Raw genomic sequence first — 3,558 nt, forward strand, 5'->3', positions numbered from 1 at the left:
CCGGCACCCCGGGTCGGCCACCACCTGACGCAACACCCGCACGAACCGGTCCACCAGCACCTCGACGCTGCCCCGGTCGAACAGGTCCGTCGCGTACTCGAGATATCCGCCGAGGCCCTGTCCGGAGGCGTCGAGACCGAAGTTGAACTGAAGGTCGAACTTGGCGGTACGGGTCGGAACGATCTCCAGCACCGCCCGCACGGCCGCCAGGTCGAAGTCCACCAGGGTGTTGTCGTCCTGCCAGGCCAGCATCACCTGGAACAGCGGGTGGTAGGCGCTCGACCGCTCCGGGTTCAGGATCTCCACCAGGCGCTCGAAGGGCGCGTCCTGGTTGTCGTAGGCGGACAGGGCCTTGCCGCGCACTCGGTCCAGCACGTCGCCGAAGGTCGGATTTCCCGACAGGTCGACCCGCAGCACCCTGGAGCACCATCGGCATCGTGACGTCGTGCCTGCGGGCAAGTTCTTGTGCCGCGGCGAGGAGTTCCGGCTCGATGGCGAACTCGAACCCGTCGCCGCGGCGGCTGGCGACGGGCGGCCGGGGCCGATCGGACGGCAGCTGGAGCGGCTGGGGCACGCCCGCCAGCTCGTCCAGCCAGTAGGCGGACTGCCGCGCGACGAGGCTGTGCGGGTCGTCTTCCTCGCCGAGCAGGTCCCGCTGCCACAGCGTGTAGTCGGTGTACTGGACCGGCAGCTCGTCGAAGACCGGTTCGTGACCCTCCAGACGGGCGGCGTAGGCCGCCGACAGGTCCTTCGCGAAGGGGGCCATCGACTCGCCGTCGGCTGCGATGTGGTGGACGACCAGGCCCAGCACATGCTCGTCCGGAGCCCGCCGGAACAGCTCGGCACGGATCGGCACCTCCGCGAACAGGTCGAACCGGTACTCCATCGCCGCGGCCAGCGCGGCGGGCACCTCATGCGGCGGGGCGGAGGAGAGCGGTACGTCGAGGGCGAGCTCATCGGCCGGGACCACCCGCTGGTACGGCATGCCGTCGGCGTCCTCGACGAGGACCGTCCGCAGGCTCTCGTGCCGCAGCACCACGTCCCGTAGGGCGGCCGACAGCGCGTCCGTGTCCAGCGGACCGGTCAGCGCGAGCGCCACGGGGATGTTGTACGTCGCGGACGGTCCCTCGAACCGGTGCATGAACCACAGGCGGCGCTGCGCGAAGGACAGCGGCACCGCGCTCGACCTGTCCTCCCTGCGGCGCAGTACCGGCCTCGACCGGTCACCGGACGTCAGGTGGCCGGCGAGTGCGGCGACGGTGGGCGACTCGAAGACGGTGCGGATCCTGAGTTCGGTGTCGAACACCGTACGGATCCTGCTGACGAGCTGGGTCACGAGCAGGGAGTGGCCGCCCAGGGTGAAGAAGTTGTCGTCGATGCCGACCCGTTCGGCGCCCAGCAAATCCGCGAACAGGCCGGCCAGGGTCCGCTCCGCCGCGCTTCGAGGTGCCCGGTACGCCTCGCCGGTGAAGTCGGGCTCGGGCAGCGCCGCCCGGTCGAGTTTCCCGTTCGGTGTCAGCGGCAGCCGGTCCATCGCGACGATCGCGGAGGGAACCATGTACTCGGGAAGCCGCTCCCCCACGAACCTCTTCAGCTCGTCGGTGGGCAGCTGCGCGCCGTCCCCGGCGGGGACCGCGTACGCGACGAGCTGCTTGCCGGAGTCCCGGGCGTCCCGGGCGATCACCACGGCCCGCTCCACCGCCGGGTGCGCCGTCAGCGCGGCCTCGATCTCCCCCGGTTCGACGCGGAAGCCCCGCACCTTGGCCTGCATGTCGGCGCGGCCCAGGTACTCCAGGTTCCCGTCGGCGCCCCAGCGCGCGAGGTCACCGGTGCGGTACATGCGCGCGCCGGGCGGCCCGTACGGATCGGCGACGAAACGTTCCGCGGACAGCCCAGGGCGGTCCAGGTAGCCACGGGCCAGACCCGCGCCGGCCAGGTACAGCTCGCCCGGGACGCCCAGGGGCGCCAGTCCGAGCCGGGCGTCGAGCACATAGGTCCGGCAGTTGGCCAGCGGCGTGCCGATGGGCAGGTTCCCGTCCCCGGCGCCGTCGTCCACGCATCCGGCGGCGTACACCGTGGCCTCGGTGGGGCCGTAGACGTTGGCCAGCCGCACCTGGGGCGCCATGTCCCGCAGTTTCCGCACCAGGGCTGAGGGCAGTGCCTCACCCGCGAGGACGATCGTGCCGATCCGGTCCAGCCGCGCCCGGTCGGCCATGGCGTCGAGCACCGAGGGCACGACACACAGCAGGCTCGCCGTCCCGATGTCCTGCTCGACGACGGCCAGCGCGTCGTCGAGCACCACGATGCTCCCTCCCACGAGCAGGGGCACCAGCGTGTCGAACACGGAGACGTCGAAGGTGGTCGAGGTCGTCGCCAGTGCCCGCGAGAACGTCTGCGCGCCGAACTCGGCGACTCCCCAGGCTGCGAGGTTCGCCACGCCCGTGTGGGCGACGACCACGCCCTTCGGCCGGCCCGTGGACCCCGAGGTGTAGATGACGTACGCGGGGTTGCGCGGGTGCAGCGGGGCGCGCCTGTCCGTGTCCGCGGGGTCACGGTCGGACCGGGTGGCCAGGTCGTCGCGCAGGTCCGGGGCTTCCAGGACGACCGGCTCGGCGAAGTCCGGCAGCGTCGCGGCGAAATCCGCGGTGGTGAGCACCAGTTCGGGCCGGGCGTCGCGGAGCAGGTACGAGATCCGCTCGGCCGGGTACGCGAGGTCGAGCGGCAGGTAGGCGCCGCCTGCCTTGAGCACGGCCAGCAGCGCGACGATCAGGTCGGCGGAGCGCGGAAGCGCCACCGCCACCAGCGTCTCGGGGCCCACGTCGCGTGCGATCAGCCAGTGTGCGAGCCGGTTCGCCCGCGCGTTCAGCTCCCGGTACGACAGGGTCACGTCGCCACAGACCAGCGCCGTGCTGTCCGGCGCGGCCGCCGCCCGCAGCTCGAACAGCTCGGGCACGGTGTGCTCCTGCAGCGGCATCGCGGTGTCGTTGAGCACCCGCAGCAGGTGGTCGCGCTCCTGCGGGGCCAGCGCGTCGACCGTTCCGACCCGGCGGTCGGGCTCCCTCACGAACCGGCGCACGACCCGCAGGAAGCGCTGCGCGACCTCCTCGACGTACCCGCGGTCGAAGACGTCCGGCGAGTACTGCAGGGCGAGCTTCAGCTGCGAGCCGATGTCCGCGGTCACGGTGAGCGGGTAGTGCGTGCCGGCGTTGGGACGTATGCCGGTGCAGGTGATTCCGGCCCGGGTGCCGGCCTCGGTCAGGCCGGACTGGTCCATCGGGTAGGACTCGAAGACGACCAGGGTGTCGAAGAGCACTCCGGGCAGGGCGGCGGGCCTGCCGGAGACCGTGGCGCCGAACACCACGTCCTGCCGCCCGGTCAGGTGCCCCAGCAGCAGCGCCCAGGCACCCTGGACCACGGTGTTGACCGTGACACCCAGCTCACCGGCACACCGCGTCAACTCACGCGTCTCCTCCGGAGACAACTCGACCGTCGAGTTCCTCCGCCCAGGCCCGGGCCGCGGCGTCGGGGTCCTGGCCGGCCAGCCAGGCCAGGAATTCC

General features: G+C 72.0%; 1 pseudogene. It reads right to left on the reverse strand.

What is annotated here, in order from left to right:
* A pseudogene (locus IG99_RS49965) lies at window positions 1-3,481 on the reverse strand (amino acid adenylation domain-containing protein); the annotation flags it as partial.
* Window positions 3,482-3,558 lie beyond the last annotated feature (77 nt).

It is taken from the genome of Streptomyces griseus subsp. griseus (assembly GCF_000720255.1).
Taxonomy (GTDB): Bacteria; Actinomycetota; Actinomycetes; order Streptomycetales; family Streptomycetaceae; genus Streptomyces; species Streptomyces griseus_I.